The sequence below is a fragment of the Bowmanella yangjiangensis genome (assembly GCF_017255015.1).
GTDB lineage: Bacteria > Pseudomonadota > Gammaproteobacteria > Enterobacterales > Alteromonadaceae > Bowmanella > Bowmanella yangjiangensis.
Window position 1 is genome coordinate 80,286 of sequence record NZ_JAFKCS010000017.1, and the last position, 22,224, is coordinate 102,509.

Annotated in this window: 19 protein-coding genes; 12 read left to right on the forward strand and 7 right to left on the reverse strand. The window is 50.7% G+C overall.

What is annotated here, in order from left to right:
- The first annotated feature begins 5 nt into the window (after positions 1-5).
- The 8 genes from trpD to J0A65_RS15930 all read left to right on the forward strand — a co-directional run bounded on the left by trpD (position 6) and on the right by J0A65_RS15930 (position 7,606).
- Positions 6-1,013 carry an anthranilate phosphoribosyltransferase gene (gene trpD, locus J0A65_RS15895; protein ID WP_206595310.1) on the forward strand — a complete coding sequence of 336 codons (1,008 nt, stop codon included), beginning with the start codon at positions 6-8 and terminating at the stop codon, positions 1,011-1,013.
- A gap of 3 nt (positions 1,014-1,016) precedes the next feature.
- A complete protein-coding gene (gene trpCF, locus J0A65_RS15900; protein ID WP_206595311.1) occupies positions 1,017-2,390 on the forward strand; it encodes a bifunctional indole-3-glycerol-phosphate synthase TrpC/phosphoribosylanthranilate isomerase TrpF in 1,374 nt (457 codons plus the stop codon).
- Positions 2,390-3,583 carry a tryptophan synthase subunit beta gene (gene trpB, locus J0A65_RS15905; RefSeq protein ID WP_206595312.1) on the forward strand — a complete coding sequence of 398 codons (1,194 nt, stop codon included), beginning with the start codon at positions 2,390-2,392 and terminating at the stop codon, positions 3,581-3,583. Before trpCF ends, trpB begins: the two co-directional genes overlap by 1 nt.
- A complete protein-coding gene (trpA, locus tag J0A65_RS15910) occupies positions 3,576-4,382 on the forward strand; it encodes a tryptophan synthase subunit alpha (protein WP_206595313.1) in 807 nt (268 codons plus the stop codon). The genes trpB and trpA overlap by 8 nt, the downstream gene beginning before the upstream one ends.
- Before the next feature lie 130 nt (positions 4,383-4,512).
- Positions 4,513-5,079, forward strand: coding sequence for a septation protein A (locus J0A65_RS15915; RefSeq protein WP_206595314.1), 567 nt, complete (start codon positions 4,513-4,515; stop codon positions 5,077-5,079).
- 5 nt (positions 5,080-5,084) lie between these two features.
- Positions 5,085-5,384, forward strand: a complete 300-nt coding sequence (locus tag J0A65_RS15920; protein ID WP_206595315.1) for a YciI family protein — start codon at positions 5,085-5,087, stop codon at positions 5,382-5,384.
- A 62-nt stretch (positions 5,385-5,446) separates the two neighbouring features.
- A complete protein-coding gene (gene arfB / locus J0A65_RS15925; RefSeq protein WP_206595316.1) occupies positions 5,447-5,860 on the forward strand; it encodes an alternative ribosome rescue aminoacyl-tRNA hydrolase ArfB in 414 nt (137 codons plus the stop codon).
- A 135-nt stretch (positions 5,861-5,995) separates the two neighbouring features.
- Entirely contained in the window at positions 5,996-7,606 is a 1,611-nt protein-coding gene (locus J0A65_RS15930; protein ID WP_206595317.1) for a methyl-accepting chemotaxis protein, read from the forward strand.
- Between the two features lie 117 nt (positions 7,607-7,723).
- Here J0A65_RS15930 and J0A65_RS15935 read toward each other — a convergent pair whose 3' ends face one another.
- From J0A65_RS15935 to J0A65_RS15945, 3 genes are all read right to left on the reverse strand, one after another.
- Entirely contained in the window at positions 7,724-9,169 is a 1,446-nt protein-coding gene (locus J0A65_RS15935) for a transglutaminase-like domain-containing protein (RefSeq protein ID WP_206595318.1), read from the reverse strand.
- Between the two features lie 305 nt (positions 9,170-9,474).
- Positions 9,475-10,401 carry an electron transfer flavoprotein subunit alpha/FixB family protein gene (locus J0A65_RS15940; RefSeq protein ID WP_206595319.1) on the reverse strand — a complete coding sequence of 309 codons (927 nt, stop codon included), beginning with the start codon at positions 10,399-10,401 and terminating at the stop codon, positions 9,475-9,477.
- Positions 10,401-11,150, reverse strand: coding sequence for an electron transfer flavoprotein subunit beta/FixA family protein (locus tag J0A65_RS15945; RefSeq protein ID WP_206595320.1), 750 nt, complete (start codon positions 11,148-11,150; stop codon positions 10,401-10,403). The genes J0A65_RS15940 and J0A65_RS15945 overlap by 1 nt, the downstream gene beginning before the upstream one ends.
- Before the next feature lie 256 nt (positions 11,151-11,406).
- Between J0A65_RS15945 and J0A65_RS15950 the strand changes: the two genes are divergently transcribed.
- The 3 genes from J0A65_RS15950 (at position 11,407) to J0A65_RS15960 (ending at position 18,906) form a co-directional block, all read left to right on the forward strand.
- Entirely contained in the window at positions 11,407-13,047 is a 1,641-nt protein-coding gene (locus J0A65_RS15950) for an electron transfer flavoprotein-ubiquinone oxidoreductase (RefSeq protein ID WP_332874352.1), read from the forward strand.
- A gap of 187 nt (positions 13,048-13,234) precedes the next feature.
- Complete coding sequence (locus J0A65_RS15955; protein WP_206595321.1) at positions 13,235-15,892, forward strand: serine/threonine-protein kinase; 2,658 nt, start codon at positions 13,235-13,237, stop codon at positions 15,890-15,892.
- 179 nt (positions 15,893-16,071) lie between these two features.
- The gene (locus J0A65_RS15960) at positions 16,072-18,906 is read left to right on the forward strand and encodes a M16 family metallopeptidase (protein ID WP_206595322.1); all 2,835 of its coding nucleotides are present in this window, start codon (positions 16,072-16,074) and stop codon (positions 18,904-18,906) included.
- 41 nt (positions 18,907-18,947) lie between these two features.
- Here J0A65_RS15960 and J0A65_RS15965 read toward each other — a convergent pair whose 3' ends face one another.
- Both J0A65_RS15965 and tmpT read right to left on the reverse strand, forming a co-directional pair.
- On the reverse strand, positions 18,948-19,493 hold the full coding sequence (locus J0A65_RS15965) for a GNAT family N-acetyltransferase (RefSeq protein WP_206595323.1): 546 nt from the start codon (positions 19,491-19,493) through the stop codon (positions 18,948-18,950).
- A gap of 14 nt (positions 19,494-19,507) precedes the next feature.
- The gene (tmpT, locus tag J0A65_RS15970) at positions 19,508-20,149 is read right to left on the reverse strand and encodes a thiopurine S-methyltransferase (RefSeq protein WP_206595324.1); all 642 of its coding nucleotides are present in this window, start codon (positions 20,147-20,149) and stop codon (positions 19,508-19,510) included.
- A gap of 40 nt (positions 20,150-20,189) precedes the next feature.
- On the opposite strand from tmpT, the gene J0A65_RS15975 reads away from it, so the two are divergent.
- On the forward strand, positions 20,190-20,399 hold the full coding sequence (locus J0A65_RS15975; RefSeq protein WP_232849998.1) for a hypothetical protein: 210 nt from the start codon (positions 20,190-20,192) through the stop codon (positions 20,397-20,399).
- 127 nt (positions 20,400-20,526) lie between these two features.
- Here J0A65_RS15975 and greA read toward each other — a convergent pair whose 3' ends face one another.
- Positions 20,527-21,003 (reverse strand): transcription elongation factor GreA, encoded by a 477-nt coding sequence (gene greA / locus J0A65_RS15980; protein WP_206595325.1) that lies wholly within the window; start codon positions 21,001-21,003, stop codon positions 20,527-20,529.
- On the reverse strand, positions 21,003-22,224 hold a 1,222-nt coding region (locus J0A65_RS15985), incomplete at its 5' end, for an ATP-binding protein (protein ID WP_206595326.1). The genes greA and J0A65_RS15985, both read right to left, overlap by 1 nt.

The following is a 22,224-nucleotide window of genomic DNA, read 5'->3' on the forward strand; positions in this document are numbered from 1 at the left end:
ACAAGATGCAAGACCAGTTAGAAAAACTCTACGCCTTGCAGCCCCTGACTCAGGAGGAAAGCTTCAGATTGTTCAGCGAGGTAATTGAAGGCAACATGGATCCCATCGTGTTGTCCTCGGTACTGACGGCCCTGAAAGTGCGTGGTGAAACCCCGGCTGAGATTGCCGGTGCCGCCTCAGCACTTGTTAGCCATGCGGCCCACTTCCCGCGCCCTGATTACGAGTTTGCCGATATTGTCGGTACTGGTGGGGACGGATTTAATACCCTGAATATCTCCTCATCCAGTGCCATTGTTGGCGCTGCCTGCGGCATTAAAGTGGCCAAACATGGCAACCGTAGCGTGTCCAGTAAGTCAGGCTCGGCGGATTTATTCCGCGAGTTTGGCCTGAATCTGACCATGAGCGCAGACACAGCCAGGCGCTGTCTGGATGAATCCGGTCTGTGCTTTTTGTTTGCCCCCAGTTACCATGCCGGGATTCGCCATGCCATGCCGGTCAGAACCGCATTAAAAACTCGCACCTTATTTAATCTGCTGGGCCCCTTGGTTAATCCGGCCAAACCCAGCCATATGCTGATCGGCGTTTATTTACCCGAACTGGTCAGGCCCTTTGCCGAAACCTTAAAACTGCTGGGTTATCAAAAGGCCATGGTGGTACATGGCAGCGGTTTGGACGAATTTGCCCTGCATGGCCCAAGCCAAGTAGCGAGCCTGGAAGATGGCGAAATTCGCGAATTCACCCTAACCCCAAGTGATTTCGGCCTGCCAGAGCAGCCCATTAGCGCCATTACCGGCGCTGAGCCACAAGACAATAAACGCATGATTGAAGCGCTGCTAAGCGGCAAAGGCCAAGTCGCCCATTGCCAAGCGGTGGCCATCAACACCGGCGCGCTGTTAACCCTGATGGGGAAAACCGACAATTTCGCCCAAGGCGCGGAAATGGCGATGGATATCATGCAAGGCCAAAAGGCTCTGGAATTAATTCAACTAAGCGCTGCCATCAGTCAGGAGTAAATTGTGGCCAACGTATTGGAAAAAATTGTCGCAGATAAACGCCAGGAGCTTATCGCCCGCAAACAGGCGCTGCCGCTGGAAAGTTTTATCGATGGCCTGACACCCTCAAACAAGAGTATGTTCGAGGCCTTAAGCCAGCCTCAGGCCGGATTTATATTTGAATGTAAAAAGGCGTCGCCTTCCAAAGGGTTGATAAGACCTGTATTTGATCTGGATGAGATCCTGGCTGCCTATAAGCCTTATGCCGCGGCGATTTCGGTGCTCACCGATGAGAAGTATTTTCAAGGTAGCTATGACTATCTGCAGTATGTCACCGAGCGGGTCAGCCAGCCGGTATTGAACAAAGACTTTTTTATCGACCCCTACCAGGTGCATCTGGCTCGTTACTATAACGCTGACGCCATATTGCTGATGTTGTCGGTGCTGGATGATGCACAGTATCAAGAGCTGGCCGAGCTAGCCGAACATTACCAGTTGGATGTACTGACCGAAGTATCCAACCAAGAGGAAGCGCACCGCGCGGCACGCCTTGGCGCTAAAATTATCGGCATCAACAACCGTAATCTGCGTGACCTGAGTACTGACCTGGCAACCACGGAAAAACTCGCGCCACTGTTACCCCAAGACGCTTTGGTGATTTCCGAGTCGGGTATTTATACCCATCAGGATGTCCTGCGTTTAGCACCGCTGGCCGATGGTTTTCTGGTCGGCAGTTCGCTAATGGCCCAGCAGGACTTAACCCAAGCCGTGCAAGAGCTGCTGTTCGGTCAGGTAAAAGTCTGCGGTTTAACCAGTGTAGAAGATGCTAAGGCGGTAAAGGCCGCAGGTGCCAGTTATGGCGGGCTTATCTTTGCTGAGCAGTCCAAACGCCGTATCAGCCAGACTCAAGCGCAAGCCATAGTAGAGCAAGTACCCTTTCATTACGTGGGGGTATTCGTCAATGCACCGCTGGAAGAGGTCACCCAATTTGCCACCCAACTGAAGTTGGTGGCTGTGCAGCTACATGGTCAGGAGAGCGACGACTACATTCGCGCCCTGCGTGGGCAGTTGCCTGCAGATTGCCAAATATGGAAAGCGCTGGGGGTGACCACCAGCCTGCCCGAAATGGATAACCCCTTGGTTGACCACTACCTGCTGGATTGCCAGATAGGCAACAGCTTTGGCGGTACCGGCCAGCAATTTGACTGGGCATTACTGGGCAGCATCAGCGATAAGACCAAACTGGCGCTGGCCGGCGGACTTAGCCCCGACAATATAAAACAGGCAGCAGCCACCGGAGCGGCATTACTTGATGTAAACTCCGGCATAGAAAGCCGCCCAGGCGTGAAAGACCAGCAAAAATTACAGCAACTATTTACCCAATTAAGAGACTACTGATGAGTAAACAGCTATCCACCAAATTCGGTGACTACGGCGGCATGTACGTACCCGAACTGCTAATTCCGGCCCTGGATCAATTAGAGCAGGCCTTTCTCAACGCGCAGCAGGACCCGGACTTTCAACAGGAATTTAAAAGCCTGCTGAATGACTATGCCGGACGTCCTACGCCATTAACTAAAACACGTAACCTGGTCAGTAACCCCAAGGTCACCTTGTACCTGAAGCGCGAAGACTTGTTACATGGCGGCGCGCACAAAACCAATCAGGTATTAGGTCAGGCCCTGTTGACCAAACGTATGGGTAAAACTCAGGTCATCGCCGAAACCGGCGCCGGCCAGCACGGTGTGGCCACCGCCCTGGCCTGTGCGCTACTGGGACTGAAGGCCCGTATTTATATGGGCGCCAAAGATGTTGAGCGTCAGGCTCCCAATGTGTTCCGTATGCGTTTGATGGGTGCCGAAGTGATTCCGGTTAACGCAGGTTCTGGTACCCTCAAAGATGCGGTAAACGAAGCGCTGCGCGACTGGTCGGCCAGCTACCAGGATGCCCACTATTTGCTCGGCACCGCGGCAGGCCCTCATCCCTTCCCCACCATAGTGCGGGAATTCCATAAGATGATTGGCGAAGAGATTCGCGCCCAGATCCTGGAAAAAGAAGGTCGCCTGCCCGATGCGCTCGTAGCTTGTGTGGGTGGTGGCTCTAACGCCATTGGTGCTTTTGCTGACTTTATTGATACCCCAGAAGTGCAACTTATTGGTGTTGAGCCCGCCGGTAAAGGTTTACATACCCATGAGCATGGTGCTGCCATTGCCAAGGGTACCAAAGGCATTCTGCATGGTGCCTACAGCTACATTATGCAAACGCCGGAAGGCCAAATTGAAGAGTCTTACTCCGTATCGGCCGGTCTGGATTACCCCGCCGTTGGCCCGCAGCATGCCTATTTACATGATATAGGCCGCGCCACCTATGAATCGGTCACCGACGAAGAAGCACTGAATGCCTTCCAGTTGCTGGCCCGCAAAGAGGGAATTATTCCGGCATTGGAATCTTCCCACGCGCTGGCCCATGCCCTGAATATGGCGGACGCCGCTGAAGAGGAAACCCTGATTGTGGTTAACCTGTCAGGTCGCGGCGATAAAGATCTGGCTCACGTACAGCAGTTTTTGAAAGGGGATACCCACAATGGATAGATATGCACAGATGTTCCAGCGCCTGGAAAGCGAAAAGCAAGGCGCTTTCGTTCCTTTTGTGACCTTGGGTGACCCGGATGTAGAAACCAGCCTGGCGGTAGTGGAAGCCCTGGTAGCTGGCGGTGCCGATGCCCTTGAGCTTGGCATTCCTTTTTCCGATCCCATCGCCGATGGCCCGACTATCCAGAAGTCCGCCATTCGCGCCTTGGAGAAAGGCGTCACGCCCCGTGACTGTCTGGCCATTATTCATCGCATCCGAGAACACCATAAAGACATTCCCATCGGTTTGTTACTGTATAGTAATTTAGTATTGGCGCCCGGTATTGATGAGTTTTACCGACTGGCGGCCGAAGCAGGCGTTGATTCAATTCTGATTGCCGATGTACCGATTCGAGAGGCTGAACCCTTTATGGCTGCCGCCAAGACCCATGGCATTCAGCAAATCCTGATAGCGCCGCCCAATGCCTCTCAAGCCACCTTGCAACAGATTGGCGAGCTGTCCAGCGGCTATACCTATCTGCTTGGCAGAGCCGGGGTAACAGGAACAGAAACCGCCGCCGATATGCCGGCATCTGACCTTATCAGCAAGCTGCATGACGTGGGGGCAGCCAAACCCATTCTGGGCTTCGGTATTTCTAAGCCCGAGCAGGTTAAAGCCGCTATAGAGGCTGGCGCTGCCGGTGCCATTGCCGGCTCTGCAACAGTTAAGATCATTGAGCAACATCTGGATGATAAAGCCATGATGCTGACCCGTTTAAGCGAATTTGTCGCAGGCATGAAATCCGCCACCAATAAGTAAAATCCCCGGCAGCGTCACTCGGCGCTGCCGTATTTTGTCCTGCCGATATATCTATTCACAATCTTGCCCTGTCCTGAAATGACAAAACTCGGTACTATCCTCCCATTGCGATAAAGAGGTAAACGCGACTATGCAATTTTTGATGGAATTCCTGCCCCTGCTGGTGTTCTTCCTGGCTTACAAATTTGCCGATATTTTCTGGGCAACCGGCGCATTGATGGCGGCCACTGCCGTGCAAATGCTGGTTACCTACATACGTACTAAAGAAATTCCGAAAAAGCAGTGGGTGTTTTTTGCCATGATCGTGGTGTTCGGCGGCCTGACCATCGCTCTGCATGACGAGCACTTTATTATGTGGAAACCCACCATTGTGTATGTGATTTTCGCGGCAATCTTGCTGGGTAGTCAGGTCATGAAACGCCCCGCCCTCAAAGAGTTGCTGGGCAGTGCCATGGAATTACCCGAAGCCATTTGGAAGCGTATCAATCTGAGTTGGGCTGCCTTTTTTATGCTCAGTGCATTAGCCAATATCTACGTGGCTTATGGCTTCAGTCAGGATACCTGGGTTAGCTTCAAAGTATTTGGCATGACAGGTGCCACCCTGATTTTTACCATTCTGACCATTATGTATGCCTACCGCTATATGCCGGAAGAGCAAAAGCAAGATGAACAAATCGACGAAAATAAACAGGGATAAAAGCCATGTGGTATGTATTTTTCTCCGAAGATAAAGCCGGTAGTATGGAACAGCGCAAAGCCGCCCGACCTGACCACTTGGCCCGCCTGCAAGCCCTGAAAGACCAGGGTAAATTACTGGTTGCGGGTCCCTGCCCGGCCATTGATTGCGAAGATCCCGGCGAAGCGGGTTTTACCGGCTCAGTGGTGATTGCTGAGTTTGACAGCCTGGAACAGGCCCAGGCCTGGGCCGATGCCGATCCCTATATGGCGGCCGGTGTATACCAGCGCACCATTGTAAAGCCCTACAAGAAAGTGCTTCCCTAACCACTTCGCAGCGTACAGGCAGCAAAGTCCGCTTGCTGCCTGCTGACTCTTGATACCCTAAGATGCTACAAATAAGCCGTAACGTACAATTGGATCCAACCGAGGTTGAGCTTAGCGCTATTCGCGCTCAGGGCAGTGGTGGCCAAAACGTCAATAAAGTGTCCAGTGCCATCCATCTGCGTTTCGATATTCGCGCATCCTCTCTGCCTGATTTCTACAAAGAGCGGTTATTGGCATTGGCCGACAGCCGTATCAGTAATGACGGCATTCTGATCATAAAAGCGCAGAACTATAGAACCCAGGAACAAAACCGTGAAGATGCCCTTAACCGTCTTCTGGATATCATCCGAGCAGCGGGAAAAACCCAAAAGGCCCGGCGGGCAACTAAGCCGACCAAGGCGTCACAAAAGCGCCGTGTAGACAGCAAGAAAAAGGCCGGCGCCAAGAAAAATCTGCGTGGCAAGGTCGACTTCTAGGACTGTTTGCTAAGTTAAAGCCTCCGATAACTGCCGAATTATTGAGCAACACATAGCGAAACTTGGGTTGGATCAAGTCAAGCCTTCCTGCGACGTAATCTAATCCCCTCCCCGACTCAACCGGCAAGTATCGTCATGCGCTTTTCTCACATTCACCACAAAATCTATCTTCTGCTGTTCGTTACCTGCATGTTGGTGCTGACAGCTGTGACCTTTATGCTTTACGAGCAGCAGCGTTCGTTGGCTGAGTCAACGGTGGAATCCAATGTCAAACTCCTGGCTGATAACTACTTTGATTCGATCAATACCCTGATGTTGACCGGCACTATGCACACCCGCGATACCCTGAGTGAAAAATTCCGCGCCCATGAGGACATCCGCGAGGCCTTGATACTCAGAGGACAGAAGATCAAGGAATTGTACGGCGAGGGTTATACTGAGCAGTCTGCAAAAACGGCCGAGGATCGTCAGGCCCTGGCAGGTGAGCAGTCTCTGTTTATAGGCGAGAACAAGGGCGAGCGCATCATGACCTACTATAAGCCTATGATTGCCAGCAGCGATTATAAAGGCACCAACTGTCTGGGCTGCCATCAGGCCAGTGAAGGAGAAGTGCTGGGCGCGGTAAAAATCAGTTATTCGCTATCCAATCTGGACAATAATATTCATCGCAACGCCATCCAAAGTGCCTTGCTGCTGGCCGGCATTTTTATACTTACCTTTGCCGGGCTTGGTATCTGGTTTAAGAAAAAACTCATACATCGTATTACCCAATTAGGCCGCACTATGCGCCTGGCCACCGAGAATCAGGATCTCAGTCTGACGGTCAACGACCCCACAGATGACGAATTAGGACGTTTAGCTAAAAACTTTAATAAAATGATGAACGTCTTTAAGCAAAACCTGGCTAAAGTTTCTCAGTCCAGTGCAGTACTGAACCAATCTGCACTGCGCATTATCAACTCTGCAGACACCTCTGAGCGCATGATCCTTGAACAGAAAATCAGCACAGACTCAGTAGCGGCCGCCATCAATGAACTGGAATGTTCATCCGCCCAAGTCAAACAGATCAGTCACCAAGCCCATGCAACCACAGACGAATGCGCCAAACTCGCGTTTCATAGTCGGGATATTGCCGCCGAGGCAGAGCAAAGCATTAACCAACTGGCAGGTCATGTCCGCCAGGCCACGGAGCAGGTAAACCGATTACAGAACCAAACGATGCAGGTTGGCAAAGTGCTGGAGGTCATCAGTGCCATTGCTGAACAAACCAATCTGCTGGCCTTGAATGCCGCTATCGAAGCTGCCAGGGCCGGAGAACAGGGACGAGGATTTGCCGTGGTGGCCGATGAAGTGCGCACATTAGCCAATCGCACTCATGACTCCACCGATGAGATCCACCGCACTATCGCAGTACTGCAAAAAGACGCCGCGGCAACAGTGCAGACTATGGAAGCCTCCTGCAACGAGGCAGATATCAAAGCCAAGCAAATTCAAAAACTTGCAGAATCACTGGCAGATATGACGGAGAACATGCGGCAGATTAACGAATTGAATACGCAAATCGCGAATGCCACAGATGAACAGAATCTGGCGGCGGAAGAAATTAACCAAAGTATTTTGCGAATTCTCGACAATGCTGAGCAATCCCTTGAGGACGCCAAGGGCAACAAGACCATCAGCAACGAGCTGCAACAGCTTTCACAAACCTTAGAGCAGCAGGTACATACTTTTAAGTTGGGGCAATAAATCGGCGTTATTAGCATGACAGCTCGTTCCGCCCCGTTTGTTGTCTATTAGCCAGGGAATGCGGCGCGAGCTTACCCGTTAGTTTTAATACAAAAAAGGGGCATGATGCCCCTACTCTTACTCAATGACACGCCAGTTCATGGAATACCTCCACTGGTCAAAATACAGATTGCCGCCCCGCCACTCTACTTCACCGCGCTGTGAGTCCAGGGTTTCAGACCTAAAGTGCTGCTTTTGTGGTACGAAGGGCTGCGAATAATCGCTGTTGAATATCAAGCGATAGGCGTCAATTCCCCCCAGATAAAACCAGGCCAGTTCAGGCTGTTCGCTGTTCAACACGCCATGCGTTACATCCATGGGCAACCAACCATAAGGCGCCAGATAAAACTGCCCCCAGTCATGCATAGTGTCAAAGTCGCTGTCGGAAAATTCCCATCCTGACTCCCAGCGACTGGGAATACCGTTCATACGTAGCAAGGTCATCAGCAACATGGTTTGCTGACCACAATCAGCGTGACCGGTAGTCGCGGCATACTCTGACAAATTACGAATAGTGGAGTACTCGCGGGCGGTGGCCCAGGGAATGGTATCAACCCAGGCAAACAATTTTTGCGCGATACGGTAAGGGTTGGTTTCATCGCCGACGATACGTGCCGATAATTGTCTCAGTTCATCGCTGAACTGAATATGGGGTAAGCGCTCAGCCAGATATTCCCGATACATTTCAGGTTGTGCCAGTGGCACCACTTTTTCTAATTCAATAGGCTGATGCCAGGCTTTGGCTGTATAACGGTAGCGGATCGAAAACTCGGTTTTCTCGCCTGCTTTGGCAGGCGCTTCAAAATAAGCAGTTCTTTGCGCCGTATCAGCCGGGGCAAGGCTAACCACATCAGGCGCACTGCTCACCAACTCAATATTATACTGACGTCCTTCGATAGGTTTAGGATAAGGAAGCCAGGCCTTAAGCAGTTCCCCCGCAGGTATCGCATCGGCATTGACGGTTAACTTGTATTCAATCTCAAAGCGCACAGGTTTATCCTTGCCGCTCAATACATCACTGTGGTGGGGGTGCACTTGATACAGCGGATCAGGTTTGTCGTAACTGGCTTGTGGATTCACTTCTTTGTGCCTGGCCAGCGCTGCCGGGCTTAAATGCATCAGGTTATAACCGGAACTTTTGAAGTAGCGCATTTCCCCATCAATCAGCATGGACTCGATAACATTCTGAGCTAACCAGGCTTGCACGTCCTGCTCGGTCGCTTGTGGAATATAGCGACGCACATTTTTGAGCAATGCAGCAAAATCATAAGGGAAGTCGCGCTCAATGCGACCCATACGCTCCAATTCAAAGGCAAAGGCGTTATGCTGCTCAGGGGAAAGCGAGTGCGCTGACGCCAAAAGTTGCTCAATAAGCACTTTGCTTGCTGTGAACTCACCGGCATCAATCTGTTGCTGAATGATCTCTAGCTTTGGCACTGGCTGCTCGGCGCCAAGGCCCTGCCAACTCATCGCCGACAAGCCTATTGCCAAGCTCAACAGCCTGAAGGTTTTAACGGTTCCCATGCCCCTGTCTCCTTATTCTTTGTTGCACGTTGCCTACATTTAGTCATGTAGCTAAGTGATGATTTCTTATGTTTTTTAGTACAGATGCCGAGCCATTATGTTGTTGACAGAAAAGGAGTTCAAGAAATATTCGAATAATATATTTACAACACCAAGCATATTGAAAATATTTATTCCTTCCGTATTGAGCTAATACCACTTGACGAATAAAGCAGCAAGTTCGAGTCGCTGCCGGTTACTTTGATGACTAAAGTAAAAAGGCCGCTCAGCAAAGCTGAACGGCCTTTTTTTCACGCTATCTGCAATTACAAACTGGCTTCCAGTTCGGGCAGGATCTGGAACAGATCGCCCACCAGACCATAGTCGGCAATTTGGAAGATTGGCGCTTCTTCATCTTTGTTGATAGCCACAATGAATTTGGAGTCCTTCATACCCGCCAAATGCTGAATTGCACCGGAGATACCAACCGCAATATACAGCTCTGGGGCGACAATCTTACCGGTTTGTCCCACCTGCATATCGTTAGGTACAAAGCCTGCATCTACCGCCGCACGAGACGCGCCAATGGCCGCGCCGAGCTTATCAGCAATGCCTTCCAACAACTTAAAGTTGTCGCCATTTTGCATACCACGTCCACCGGAAATCACCACGCGCGCCGCGGTGAGCTCCGGACGCTCAGACTTGGTCAGTTCAGCCCCCACAAAGGCACTTAAGCTATTTTCCTTGCTAAGGCTAATGGCCTCTACCACAGCGCTGCCGCTTTGTTCAACGGCATCAAACGCACTGGTACGTACCGTGATGACTTTAATTGCATCTTCACTTTGCACAGTAGCGATAGCGTTACCAGCATAAATGGGGCGCACAAAGGTATCGGCACTCTCCACTTTGATAATGTCGGAGATTTGCGCAACATCCAGTAGCGCCGCCACCCGGGGCATAAAGTTTTTACCCGTGGTGGTGGCTGCGGCCAGGATATGGCTGTAATCACGCCCCAGCTCAGTAACCAGTTCACCAATATTTTCAGCGAGCTGGTGCTCATAAGCCGCATCATCGGCCACCAACACTTTGCTCACGCCAGCCAGTGTTGCCGCTTGCTGAGCCACGTCCTGACACTGGTAACCGGCGACCAATAAGTGCAGCTCGCTGCCCATTTTTGTAGCCGCATCCACCAGCTTAAGGTTTTCCGCCTTCAGGTGCGCGTTGTCATGTTCTACGTATACCAGAATCGCCATTAGATCACCTTCGCTTCATTTTTCAGTTTTGCCACCAGCTCAGCCACATCAGCCACCTTCACACCGCCTTGACGCTGAGCAGGCGCTTCCACTTTGAGCAGCTTAACCTTGGATGTCAGTTCCACCCCAAAATCCGCTGCAGCTTTGACATCCAGCGGTTTACGCTTGGCTTTCATAATATTTGGCAGTGAGGCATAACGGGGCTCGTTCAAACGCAGGTCAGTGGTTACCACCGCTGGCAAGGTCAGTGATACGGTTTGTAAGCCGCCGTCCACCTCGCGGGTAACCTTGACCTTGTCACCGCTAATTTCCACTTTTGAAGCAAAGGTACCTTGCGGCAAACCGCATAAGGCTGCCAGCATTTGGCCGGTTTGGTTATTATCTGAATCAATGCTCTGTTTACCCAGAATCACCAATTGCGGTTGCTCGGCTTCCACTACTTTTTGCAGCAGTTTGGCGATTTGCAATGATTCCAGCGACTGTTCGGTTTCAATATGCAGGCCACGATCAGCGCCTAACGCCAAGGCCGTACGAATTTGTTCCTGGCAGGCTTTATCACCAATTGAGACCACCACAATCTCGCTGGCAATTCCCTGTTCTCTCAGGCGCACAGCCTCTTCCACAGCAATTTCACAGAATGGGTTAATGGCCATTTTGGTATTGGCAAGGTCCACACCGGATTGATCCGACTTCACCCGCACCTTGACGTTATAGTCAATGGCGCGTTTAACTGGCACTAATATCTTCATCTTGACACCTTCATTTGAGGATACAGGGCAATTCCTGTGTTGCCCCTCGGGGTGGGAGCATTCCGTTTATGGCAAAAATGTACTTCCTGTTGACGTAAACGTCAACCAACACTACCCTTTGCCGCGGGCAGATAAATTTACAACAAATTAATCCTGGGCTGATACTTTATTAACCTAGAACAGCTATAGCCTACGCCTTTAGCTAGAGGCACAGAGCAAGAATAGACCAGTAACAAGACATTTTGAGGAGTCTGTAGTGGAAAGAGAATCGATGGAATTTGACGTCGTTATTGTCGGGGCCGGACCAGCGGGTCTTTCCACCGCCTGCCGTCTTGCTCAGCTTAGCCGCGAACATAATCAAGAGCTGATGATCTGTGTGGTGGAGAAAGGCTCAGAAGTAGGCGCTCATATACTCTCCGGTGCAGTATTCGAACCACGCGCCCTCAACGAGCTTTTCCCTGACTGGCGGGAAAAAGGTGCGCCGCTGACTACCCAAGTTAAAGAAGATCATATCTATCTACTCAAGAACGAAGCAGATGGCAGCAAACTTCCCGGCTTTATGACCCCAAAGACCATGCACAATGAGGGCAACTATATTGTCAGCATGGGCAATGTCTGCCGCTGGCTGGCGCAGCAAGCAGAGGAACTGGGTGTAGAGATTTTCCCCGGTTTTGCCGCCGCCAGTTTGATTATCGAAGACGATGTAGTCAAAGGGGTGATAACCGGCGATATGGGCCTGGATGCCAAAGGTGAAGCGAAGGACGGCTTTATGCCGGGTATGGAATTACGCGCTAAGTACACTGTATTTGCTGAGGGCTGCCGCGGCCATTTGGGCAAAGAACTGATTGCCAAATTCGCATTAGACAAAGACAAATCCCCACAACATTACGCCATTGGCTTTAAAGAAATCTGGGATGTGCCTGCTGATAAACATCAGGAAGGTCTGGTGGTGCACAGTGGCGGCTGGCCATTAAATGAAGCCAGTGGTGGCGGCTATTTGTACCATGCCGAGAACGGTCAGGTTCTGGTGGGATTGATTGTGGATTTAAATTACAGCAACCCTCATCTCAGTCCTTTTGATGAATTCCAGCGCCTCAAGCACCACCCGGTATATAAGCAATATCTGCAAGGTGGAAAACGTGTGGCCTATGGGGCACGCGCCATTGCCAAGGGCGGTTTAAACTCCTTACCAAAGATGACCTTCCCTGGCGGGTTGCTGGTGGGTTGTGAAGCCGGCACCCTGAACTTTGCCAAGATCAAGGGCAATCACACGGCCATGAAGTCCGGCATGCTCGCCGCCGAAACCTTATTTGACGCGATAAAATCTGGCAGTAAAGGCCAAGATCTACAGACCTATGCTGAGAAACTCAGTGCCTCCTGGTTATATGATGAACTCTACCGTTCGCGTAATTTCGGCCCAGCTATGCACAAGTTCGGCACATTTTGGGGCGGTGCCTTTAACACACTTGAGCAAAATTGGTTCGCCGGAAAGCTGCCGGTTACTCTGCGAGACGACAGCGTGGATCACGAACAGTTGAAAGACAAGGGTCAGTGTCAGAAACTGACCTACCCTAAACCGGATGGTGTTTTGAGTTTTGATAAGCTGTCCTCGGTGTTTTTGTCTAACACCAATCATGAAGAAGACCAGCCTTGCCATTTACAGCTCAAAGATAACACAATCCCCATTAGCGTTAATCTGGCGCGTTTTGATGAGCCAGCGCAGCGCTACTGCCCCGCCGGGGTTTATGAAATAGTTGAAGAAAGTGACGGGCCCAAGCTGCAGATAAATGCGCAAAACTGTGTGCACTGTAAAACCTGTGACATTAAAGACCCAACTCAGAACATTCGCTGGGTGGTGCCGGAAGGCACGGGTGGACCCAATTACCCGAATATGTAAGCTAGCAGGCCCCCACGGGGCCTGTTCTTTTTGTGCTCTGTGGTGTCTCCACAATCCTCTCACTATGGATTCCCCCGAATCTTAGTCATATTCAAATAATCGCTGAAATACCAAGTAGATAGGCTACTATTAAGGCCTTGTTGTACAGTTTTTACTCACACATCGGCAAACAACATCAGGGCAGCAAATGAAGGACAACGATTGGCAACGCATAGAAGCGCTATTTCATTTGGCACAAGAACTTCCACAAGCACAGCAGCTCGCTTTTTTGCAGGAACAATGCGGCAATGATTCGGCGTTGGTTGACAAAGTATACTCACTGCTGGCTCACGACGGACATGCAGACACTTTGATAACACCGGTATTACAAGCTGCTCAGGCATTTTTGAACCCAGATCAAGATCTCAGTGGTCAGTTGCTTGGCCCCTACCGACTTTTAAAACCTTTGGCAGAAGGCGGTATGGGTGCGGTTTATCTGGCTGAGCGAGCCGACCATCAATACCAGCAACAAGTGGCGATTAAACTTATTCGCACCAGCCAGCAAACCAGTCAGGCGATGCAGCAGCGGTTCAAAACTGAACGGCAAATCCTGGCTCAGTTACAGCATCCAAACATCGCCCGGCTATTGGACGGCGGCACCACCGAACAGGGGCTTCCCTACTTAGTGATGGAATATGTTGATGGTCTGGACATTAAACAGCACTGTCAGAAACGCGGACTGGATCTGCCTGGTAAATTAAGATTGTTTATTAAAGTTTGTCAGGCCGTCCAATACGCCCACCAAAAATTGATTGTGCACCGCGACTTTAAGCCATCCAACATTTTAGTTCAGGCCGATGGAGAACCTAAGTTACTGGATTTCGGCATTGCCAAATTACTCGACAACACACTCAATGATCAGTGGGGCATGGATACCCGCACTCAAGAACGCGCCATGACCCCCTTGTATGCCAGCCCAGAACAGATTCAGGGGCATAGTATTACCGTGGCAACCGATGTGTATGCGCTGGGCGCCCTGTTTTATGAACTGCTTACCGACATGCCGTTATTTGAGGCTAAAAGCACGCCCTTTGCCTTAGAAAAGTCCATCCTGGAAACTGTCCCTCGCCCACCCAGCCAAGCGGTTCTGGAGGTATCCGATAACAAAGCAGAACCCAACAGGTTGTTGAGCCGCCAGTTGGCAGGCGACTTGGACAACATATTGCTTAAAGCCTTAAACAAAGAGCCGGAGATGCGCTACGCCTCTGTCTGGGAGCTGGGAAAGGATCTCGACAATGTTCTGAATCACAAACCTGTTAAGGCCCGTGCCAGCTCGCTGATGTATCGAAGCGGAAAATTCTTGCGGCGTAATATGCTGGCCAGCGCACTTAGCCTGACTTTGCTGATTATGGTTAGCGCCGCATCAACGGCAATCTGGTTGCAGTCAGTGCAAGTCAAAGCCGAACGGGATATAGCTCAGCAGCAGCGCGATAAAGCCGAAACTGAGCGCGGAAAGTCAGAAGCGGTCAGCCGTTTTCTGACCTCTATGTTTAACAAACTTCGCCCCACAGAGGCACAAGGCCGGGAAATCAGTTTGCGCGAAGTACTGGATAGCGCCAGCGCCAAACTGGATGATGAAAACAGTGCCCTGGCGAAGCAGCCCTTGATAGAAGCCGCAGTCAGACGGGAAGTCGGCGACATTTACTATCGTATTGGCGTACTGCTACCCGCTATAGCGCATTTGGAAAAGGCCCTGGCTATTCATCGCGCCAACAATAACAGTGACAGCAGGGGCCTGCTGAATGTGCTGTTGTCACTGAGCAATACTTATAGCCGTGCTGACCGGCATACCGAGCGCTTACCATTGCTCGAAGAGGCAGTGGAGCTGAGTAAAATCGTGCGCGGGCCGGACAGCGAATTCACACTCGGACAAATGACCAACCTGGGAGGATTTTACAACGATACCGGTCGTTCCCAAGATGCGGTTGATATACATATGCAGGTTCTTCAAGCTGCCCGAAAAGCCTTAGGTGAAGATAACATTGTCACTATATTGGCTATCACCAGTTTGGGCGCCGATCACTTCGCATTATGGAACTATGCTCAGGCTGCCGACTATTTCCTGCAAGGCTTAACCCGCTCTGCTGAAGTATTGGGTGAGCAGCACAGCCTTACTGTGTATAACTTAGGTCGCCTGGCAACCTTGCAAGAAATGCTCGGTAACCATGAAAAGGCGGTCGACTATGCCAATCAATATTTGCAAAGCAGCATAAAAATTTACGGCAACGCCCATCAGGACGCCTACGAAGCTAAGTATCGATTGGCCAGGGTTAAGCTTAAGCAAGGTGAATACCAAGCGGCCGAAGCGTTGTTAGACGAGGTAATTGCCGGTTTACCGCCGCTGGTGGGCGAGGTAAATGGCCTGCTGTATCAAGCGCAAGGTTCATTGGCTAGCCTTTACCAGCAAACTGACCGACTCCAACAAGCAAGTACGCTTGCCAATATGGTTCTCGCCAAAGAGACTGAAATGTGGGGATATGCCCACTCGAAAACTCTGGAAACAGCCCTGCTTGCAGCCACAATTCAATTGCAACAAGGCGATGTACAACAAGCTCAATCAAACTTAGAGAAAATTATCTTGGCCTGGCGCTCAATTCGAGAGGATCACCCTGCGCAGTATGAGCCCTTGGTAGAGCTGGCCAAAATTAGTTTACAGGCCGAATTGGGCGCCCAATCCTTGCATTACTTGCAGCAAGCCTCAGATCTTGCCAATCAAACTACGGAAATCCCGCGCCCCAGCCTGAACTGGGTACATGACCAACTTGAGAAACTGCAGACAGAAGCGACAAAGCGAGCCGCCATTTGAAACACTAAGCAGTTCCTAAGCTTACAAACTTTTGATTAGTTAACAAACAGTTGTAATGCTTTCTAACAAGTTTGTGATTGCAAAAGGAAGCAAGTATTTTCATAGTTTGGGGTTTGCACTAAAAGCTCCTAACTCGCGCAACATGCGCCATGGACGATAAAAAACGGGAAACAATAAAAGTGAAAGTAAATAAACTAGTCATTGCTATGGCCATCGCCGGCCTAAGCGCCTGCAGCAGCATCCAAAAGGCGCCTTCCAACACAACAACATTAGTTGAAAGTGTTGCCAACCAGGGAACAGAGTTGGTTATTCCCTATAAAAAATACCGATTAGCGAATGGCTTGACCTTGATTGTCCATGAGGATAACTCCGATCCTCTGGTACATGTTGATGTTACTTATCATGTTGGTTCCGCCCGCGAAGAGTTGGGTAAATCAGGCTTTGCGCATTTCTTCGAACATATGATGTTCCAAGGCTCTGAAAACGTCGCCGATGATGAGCATTTTAAGATTGTTACCGAGGCCGGTGGCACCATGAACGGCACCACCAATTCAGATCGTACCAATTACTTTGAAACCGTGCCGGTTAACCAATTGGAAACCATGCTGTGGTTGGAAGCGGATCGCATGGGTTTCTTGCTGGATGCGGTAACCCAGGAAAAATTTGAGGTTCAGCGTGAAACCGTCAAAAACGAACGGGGTCAACGTATCGACAATCAACCCTATGGACGCTTAGGAGAGCGAGTTGCCCAGGCCCTTTATCCCGAAGGGCATCCCTATTCCTGGCCGGTGATTGGCTGGATGGATGATTTAAACCGGGTCAATGTTAACGACCTCAAAGCCTTCTTCCTGCGCTGGTATGGGCCAAACAATGCCACTCTGACCGTAGGTGGTGACGTTAAAGCCGAAGAGGTACTGGCCCTGGTTGAGAAGTACTTTGGCTCTATTCCGGCAGGCCCTGAAGTAGAACCTATGGCTAAGCCTAAAGTCAGTCTGGATAATACCCGTTATATTTCCATGGAAGACAATGTGCACCTGCCCTTAGTGTATATTGCCTACCCCACAGTACATTTGTTCCACGCAGATGAAGCCCCTTTGGATGTACTGATGCAGATCATCGGTTCTGGCAACAATTCGCTGCTTTACCAGAACCTGGTGAAGAATCAACTGGCAGTACAGGCCTCTGCCGGCCACGGCTGTTCTGAATTAGCTTGTCAATTTACGCTTTTCGCCTTGCCTCACCCAGCGTCAGGTAAAACCCTGGCTGATATGGAGAGCATTATCCGTAATAGTCTGGCCGAGTTTGAGCAGCGCGGCGTAACCGACGATGACTTGGCAAAAATCAAAGCAGAAATGCTGTCTGACGCGATATTTGGCCTGCAATCTGTCCATGGCAAAGTGGCACAATTGGCCAACTATGAGACCTTGCTGGGCAACCCCAATTACATTAACGAGCAGGTGGATCGCTATAAACGCGTCAACAAAGAAGACGTGATGCGAGTCTATAACACCTACATCAAAGGCAAGCCTTCTGTGGTGATGAGTGTGGTACCCAAAGGCCAGACACAACTTGTGGCCGCAGCAGATAACTTCACCCTGCCGAAACCACTAGAAATGGGCCCGTCCACCACCACCGCGGATGACTTGCACGTCAGGGTAGCCAAAGACGACTTTGACCGTTCCATTCGCCCTGCTCCGGGCGCAAATCCTGCAGTGGCCGTGCCACAGTACTGGCAGGAAAACTGGGAAAATGGCATTGAAGTACTTGGCACCCACAATGACGAAACGCCAACCACATCTCTGTTGCTGAAGATTCGCGGCGGCAACTACCAACAAAACCTGGATAAAGCCGGAGTAGCGAGTATTCTGGCCGCCATGCTAACCGAGTCGACTCAGTCTCGCAGCAGTGAGCAGATGACCCGTGAGCTGGAAAAGCTGGGTAGTAGTATTCGGGTGTCGGCCGGAGACGAAAATCTCAACGTATTTGTTAACAGCCTGAGTGAGAACCTGCCAGCGACGCTCACCTTACTGGAAGAATACCTGTTTGCACCTGCTTTCAATCAAGATGACTTTGCTCGCATTCAGAAGCAACGCATCGAAGGGGTTAAAAATGCCCAAAAAGATGCAGGTTATCTGGCCAGCAAAGCCACCAGACAACTTATGTACGGTAACAGCATTGCCGGACTGCCTGACGGCGGTACAGAGCAAACGTTGGCCAGTATCAGTCTGGATGACGTGAAAGCCTTCTACAACACCTGGTTTAAACCTGCGGGTGGCGAGATGATCCTGGTGTCCAGCCTGGACAAGGCTGAAGTATTCTCGGCCATGCCTAAGCTGAGAGCCTGGCAAGGACAAGCCCCAAAGACCGCGCCCAGCATTGGTAAGGCGCAGTTTGAGCCGGGTGTTATTTACCTGGTAAATAAAGACGAAGCGGCACAATCTGCAATCCGCGTCGCTAAACCTGCGCTACCCATAGATATTACCGGCGAATACTACCGCGCTGGCCTGATGAACTTCCCACTGGGAGGGGCATTTAACAGCCGCATCAATATGAACCTGCGTGAAGACAAAGGCTATACCTATGGGGCCTGGACAGGTTTCTGGGGAGACCAATACATGGGAACTTTCTCGGCCTCTGCCGATGTGCGTGCTGATGCCACACAAGCCGCTCTGGCTGAGTTCTACAAAGAGATTAGCCAGTACGCCGAAAAGGGGATCAGTGACGAAGAACTAAGCTTTATGCGTCTGGCCATCAACCAAAAAGATGCCCTTAAGTATGAAACGCCGCGCGCCAAACTGGGTTTCCTGGCGCAAATTCTGGAATTTGACCTAAAGCCAAGCTTTGTCAAAGAGCGTTCGGCCATTGTTGATAACATCAGTAAAGCGGAAATCAATGCCCTGGCAGCCAAGCATCTTAAACTGAATGAAATGCTGACAGTGGTGGTAGGTGACGCCAAAACACTTAAACCTGAGCTGGAAAAACTCGGCCGTAAAGTGGTTGAGTTCAAGCTTTAACCCCTATGCATGAATAGAAAACGGCCCAATTGGGCCGTTTTCTATTGCTGATAAGGGCTTAATTTGGCCGTCAGGACATGGTCCCGCCATCGGCCATTAATCTTTAAATAGCGCTTGGCCAGGCCTTCCTGCACAAACCCCAAGCGCGCCAACAAACGCGCACTAGGTTTATTTTCGGGCAAATAGTTAGCCATAATTCGATTCAACGTTAACTGCGCGAAAATATACTCAATACAAGGTGAGAGCATTTCAAACATCAGTCCCTGCCCTTGAAAACGATGATCTATCGAGTAGCCCAAATAGCAGGCCTGAAAAGGGCCACGCACAATCTGGCTAAAGCAAGCCTGCGCGACTAATTGCCCACTCTGATGCTCAAATGCCACCAGCGGCAGCTGACAGCCAGCCTGATAATCAGTAAAACGCTGCGCAATCCGCGCTTTGCATTGTGCGGGAGTAAAGTAGTCTGGCGCACGTAATGGCTCCCAAGGGGCGAGGTGCTCTTTGTTCTGCACCTCGTATTCGTGCTGCAGCGCCCATTCATGAGGGTACAACACTCTGATAGTCAACCTATCGGTTGCAAGCACCATATTCCCCGCTTTCATTATGATTTGGCCGATAACAACCAGGCCTGCTCATCCGCCGGGCATTTGCCCTTCAGGCCACCTTTAATGGCCTTTGACTCCAAGAGTTCAAGGGTAAACATATCCTGATAATGGGCTTTTACTTCCTCTGGCGACACAGAAAATGGGGGGCCACTGAGTAAGCTCTGGTCATACTCAAAGCTAATTAAAAGCTGGGGAGAAAATCCGCTGATGGCAGCCAGATGGCGGCTATACAGAATACGCTTGTCAGCCGGCAACGCGACCAAAGCGGCTCTATCGTATACAGCATCAACCAGCCCCAATGTATCAGCATCCACAGCAAAAATATCGCCGACCAGTATATCCAGTTGATGGGCGCTGTATCGGCTAAGCTGGCCAATTTGGGTAATGGTCGGTTCAACCCCAAGCTCAGCAAAAAGTTGCTCTACCGCCTGTTGTACCCACTCAGCACCGACCACCTTGAAACCTTGTTGAAGCAACCAGGCAATATCCAGACTTTTGCCGCACAGTGGCAGAAAAACCCGGTCACCGGGTTTTAACCCTAAACGACCAATATGCCTGACCAACTTGGGATGAGGCTCGGGTAAATGAAAGCCCAATTCGCTATTTTGCCATTTTTGCTGCCAGAAACTTGCTTGCACCGTCTGTCTCCCTGATTGTCAGGCTGCCATGATACTGAGTTTGAGGCTGTACGTCTTGCTGATGCACTTTGAGGCTAAAGGTATTGGTATTTCCTATATGTTGCCAGGAGACGGTGGTGCCAACAATACCGACCCTTTCGCTGAAGGTGAAAGCAAGGAAAACCAATGGATAGTGGAAGGACCGCACCTGATGCTCATCACACCAGACAAGGCGCTACTGGACGCTTTGCCTACCGCTCCTTACTACTGAGGACCATACGTAATGTGGAAAGGAACTCCCTATGCCCACATCATGATCCCGGTAGGTAAACGGCCCTGACAAGCAAGCAATAAAAAAGGGCCACACGGCCCTTTTTTCTATTCAGTTTTTCCCTGAATTACAGGTACTCAACCTCAATAATTTCATATTCCACAACACCGGCAGGCGTCTGAATCTGTACAACGTCATCCAGACTTTTACCAATCAAACCACGGGCGATAGGTGAATTAACGGAGATCAGGTTGTTTTTGATATCCGCTTCATCATCGCCCACGATGCGATAGGTAATTTCGCTTTCGGTATCCAGATTCAGCAAAGCAACGGTTGCACCGAAAATCACCTTGCCGTTATTAGCCATCTTGGTGACATCAATAATCTGTGCCACCGACAGTTTGGCTTCAATATCCTGAATACGTCCTTCGCAAAAGCCCTGCTGCTCTCGAGCAGCATGGTACTCGGCGTTCTCTTTAAGATCGCCGTGTTCACGGGCTTCGGCTATGGCCTGGATAATCTGAGGACGCTTAACCGACTTCAGATGGTTCAGCTCTTCGCGCAGCATTTGTGCGCCCTTAGCTGTCATGGGTATCTGTTGCATTAACGACTTACTCTCTCGTGTAATTCCTGTACGGAGCTTACCCGGGCCCGGTCATCGGCTTCCTGGGCATGCATGGTAGCAAACGCTGCATTCATAGTGGTGGTATACGCCACTTTATTCAAGAGTGCTTCGCGACGAATGTACACGGAATCGTTAATTGCCTGACGCCCTTCGGTAGTATTGATGATGTAGCAGTACTCACCGTTTTTGATGGCGTCGACAATATTAGGACGCCCTTCAGACAGTTTGTTGACCACTGCACACTCAAGACCGGCCTCGGTAATCACCTGCGCAGTCCCTCTGGTGGCTTCCAGCTTAAAGCCTTTGGCCAGCATGGCCTTCGCCAATTCAACCAGACGACGCTTGTCGTTTTCACGCACAGACAACAACGCCTTACCACGCTTAGGCAATGGTGCGCTGGCACCCAGGTTTGCCTTGGCATAGGCCTCTTCGAAGCTGTCACCCACGCCCATTACCTCACCGGTAGAGCGCATTTCAGGGCCTAGCAACGGGTCAACACCATGGAACTTGGCAAAAGGAATCACCACTTCTTTTACTGAGTAGTAAGGCGGAATAATTTCCTTAGTAACACCTTGCTGTACCAGGGTCTGTCCCACCATAGCCCGCGCTGCCACCTTGGCCAGGGCCACACCCGTCGCCTTAGAAACGAAGGGCACGGTACGGGCAGCACGAGGGTTAACCTCAATCAAGTACACTTCGCCGCCTTTAACCGCAAACTGGGTGTTCATCAGACCCACTACACCCAATTCCAGCGCCATGGCTTTTACCTGATCGCGCATCTTATCCTGAATGGCTTTGTCCAGGCTGTAAGGAGGCAATGAACAGGCTGAGTCACCTGAGTGAACACCGGCTTGTTCGATGTGCTCCATGATACCGCCAATCACCACATTCTCGCCGTCGCAAATGGCGTCAATATCCACTTCGATGGCGTCATCCAGGAAGCGGTCCAACAATACCGGAGAGTCGTTAGACACTTTTACCGCTTCATTCAGATAGCGCTTCAGATCTTTAATGTCGTAAACGATTTCCATGGCACGGCCGCCCAACACGTAGGAAGGACGAACCACCAGCGGGAAGCCGATACGCTCTGCCTGTTCCAACGCTTGCTCAACATTGCTGACCGTTGCGTTGGCTGGCTGTTTCAGATTCAGCTTATGCACCATTTGCAGAAAACGCTCACGGTCTTCGGCACGGTCGATG

Excerpts from the sequence above, each read along its gene's own strand:
- J0A65_RS15930 (WP_206595317.1), top strand. The coding sequence starts at position 5,996 with ATGCGCTTTTCTCACATTCACCACAAAATCTATCTTCTGCTGTTCGTT.
- J0A65_RS15915 (WP_206595314.1), top strand. The coding sequence starts at position 4,513 with ATGCAATTTTTGATGGAATTCCTGCCCCTGCTGGTGTTCTTCCTGGCT.
- J0A65_RS15955 (WP_206595321.1), top strand. The coding sequence starts at position 13,235 with ATGAAGGACAACGATTGGCAACGCATAGAAGCGCTATTTCATTTGGCA.
- J0A65_RS15945 (WP_206595320.1), bottom strand. The coding sequence starts at position 11,150 with ATGAAGATATTAGTGCCAGTTAAACGCGCCATTGACTATAACGTCAAG.
- trpB (WP_206595312.1), top strand. The coding sequence starts at position 2,390 with ATGAGTAAACAGCTATCCACCAAATTCGGTGACTACGGCGGCATGTAC.
- greA (WP_206595325.1), bottom strand. The coding sequence starts at position 21,003 with ATGCAACAGATACCCATGACAGCTAAGGGCGCACAAATGCTGCGCGAA.
- J0A65_RS15935 (WP_206595318.1), bottom strand. The coding sequence starts at position 9,169 with ATGGGAACCGTTAAAACCTTCAGGCTGTTGAGCTTGGCAATAGGCTTG.
- J0A65_RS15920 (WP_206595315.1), top strand. The coding sequence starts at position 5,085 with ATGTGGTATGTATTTTTCTCCGAAGATAAAGCCGGTAGTATGGAACAG.
- trpA (WP_206595313.1), top strand. The coding sequence starts at position 3,576 with ATGGATAGATATGCACAGATGTTCCAGCGCCTGGAAAGCGAAAAGCAA.
- J0A65_RS15940 (WP_206595319.1), bottom strand. The coding sequence starts at position 10,401 with ATGGCGATTCTGGTATACGTAGAACATGACAACGCGCACCTGAAGGCG.
- trpD (WP_206595310.1), top strand. The coding sequence starts at position 6 with ATGCAAGACCAGTTAGAAAAACTCTACGCCTTGCAGCCCCTGACTCAG.
- arfB (WP_206595316.1), top strand. The coding sequence starts at position 5,447 with ATGCTACAAATAAGCCGTAACGTACAATTGGATCCAACCGAGGTTGAG.
- J0A65_RS15965 (WP_206595323.1), bottom strand. The coding sequence starts at position 19,493 with ATGGTGCTTGCAACCGATAGGTTGACTATCAGAGTGTTGTACCCTCAT.